At 43.9% G+C, this 1,251-nt stretch carries 2 protein-coding genes; both read right to left on the bottom strand.

What is annotated here, in order from left to right:
- Positions 1-39: 39 nt before the first annotated feature.
- Complete coding sequence (locus PT964_RS26340; protein ID WP_274366333.1) at positions 40-897, bottom strand: IS3 family transposase; 858 nt, start codon at positions 895-897, stop codon at positions 40-42.
- 11 nt (positions 898-908) lie between these two features.
- Positions 909-1,205: a transposase gene (locus PT964_RS26335; RefSeq protein WP_274366332.1), complete on the bottom strand. Its 297-nt coding sequence runs from the start codon at positions 1,203-1,205 to the stop codon at positions 909-911.
- Positions 1,206-1,251: the final 46 nt, after the last annotated feature.

Below are 1,251 nucleotides of genomic sequence, written 5' to 3'. Positions count from 1 at the left end.
TGTACTTCTGTCAAGAAAGTGGACAACCATTAAGAGAATTTAAGCTTTTTTCTTGTAAAAGCGTGCCTCAAACTGAACCGGCGACATATATCCCAGCGAACTATGAACTCGTTTCCGGTTGTAAAATAACTCAATGTATTCGTAGATCTCGTCGTACGCTTGTGCCTTCGTTCTGAACGATGTGCAGTAAATCAACTCTCGTTTAATCGAGCTATGGAAAGCCTCAATACAAGCGTTGTCGTAGCAATTTCCTTTTCGGCTCATGCTTGCTTGCATTTTGTAGGTGTCTAGTTGGTTCCTGTATTCTTTGGACGCATACTGCGAACCGCGATCTGAATGATGGATAAGGCCCTTTTTAGGTTTCTTCGCTTTATATGCCTGTTTTAAGGCGTCTAATACAAGATCTTCGGTCATTCGGCTGCCGAGTTTCCAACCGACAATTTGCTTGGTGCATAGATCCAGAACACTAGCTAAATAGAGCTTACCCTCTCGGCACGGCACATAGGTGATGTCCGCAACCCATACCTTGTTTGGCGCACTAACAGCGAAGTTTTGGTTCAGCAGGTTTGGTGCAATCGGCAGGTTATGATTCGAGTCCGTTGTGGACACGCGATACTTTTTGCTCATACAAGACTTCAAGCCCATTTCACGCATCAGTGACGCTACAGTGCGTTCAGACACATGAATGCCCTCTTTCCATAGACAATCTGCAATTCTTGGGCTGCCGTATCGTTTCTTATTGTCAAAGAAGTGCCATGTTATGCGCTTTTTTAGGAACTCCCGATGCTTTTCTTGCGCACTAGGCTCAGCTGACAACCATTTGTAAAAACCGCTCTTGGAAACCTCAAGTACCTTGCACATCTTCTCTAATCGAAACTCTGAGCGATGAGATTCGATAAACTGAAACCTTAGTTCCTTTGCTTGCTGAAGATGTGCACTGCCTTTTTTAAAATGGCCAGCTCCTCCTGAAGATCTGCGATCGCTGCTGCTTGATCCGCAATCACTCGATCTTTTTCTTTCAGGAGATCCTTGGACACAAGGGGTTCATTTTCAAATTCGCGGTATTTCTCCATCCACCCCCTGAGTGTCTTTACCGGAATGTTAAGCTCTTGAGCGTATTCTGGAATTGATTTCTGGTTTTCCTGAATGTATTTCACCGTACGCATTTTAAACTCGTCATTGTAATGCTGACGTATTTCCCCCATACGTGAACACCTCTGATTAACGTTTTTAATTATTATCTATTGGCTC

It is taken from the genome of Paenibacillus thermotolerans (assembly GCF_028745515.1).
GTDB lineage: Bacteria > Bacillota > Bacilli > Paenibacillales > YIM-B00363 > Paenibacillus_AE > Paenibacillus_AE thermotolerans.
The sequence above is the reverse complement of the archived record's forward strand: the minus strand, read 5'-3'. Positions and strand labels throughout refer to the sequence as shown.

What these genes read in the sequence shown, in the direction of transcription:
- PT964_RS26335 (WP_274366332.1), bottom strand. Translation starts at nt 1,205, where the DNA reads ATGGGGGAAATACGTCAGCATTACAATGACGAGTTTAAAATGCGTACG.